Raw genomic sequence first — 297 nt, 5'->3', positions numbered from 1 at the left:
TAGTCTGGTCAAGTCGAGTTTGGCTTGGTTGGTTATCGTTCTATTTTTTACTTGGGCTTACCATCGTTTACAAGTGTACCTATTTGACAGCAACCATGCTCGTTTGTCTGGCTTACGAACAAGGATGTTAGAAATGGTCATTTTGATTCTAGTTTCCTTAACTACTGTTCTGGCCTTTGAAGCGATTGGCTCGATGACTGTTATTGTTTTCTTGGTGGCACCAAGTATGGCTGCCCTACGTTGGGTCAAATCCTTTTGGCAATTGCTTCTTTTAGGGCAAGGTATCGCTATTCTAAC

General features: G+C 42.1%; 1 protein-coding gene. It reads left to right on the top strand.

What is annotated here, in order from left to right:
* Window positions 1-297: metal ABC transporter permease (locus C1E99_RS09380; RefSeq protein ID WP_193441803.1), on the top strand; the 297-nt coding region annotated here is incomplete at both ends.

Origin of the sequence: Streptococcus suis, from assembly GCF_002964045.1 — a bacterium.
GTDB classification, from domain to species: Bacteria; Bacillota; Bacilli; order Lactobacillales; family Streptococcaceae; genus Streptococcus; species Streptococcus suis_U.
Note: the sequence above shows the minus strand (reverse complement) of the source record. Positions and strands in the feature narration are given on the sequence as shown.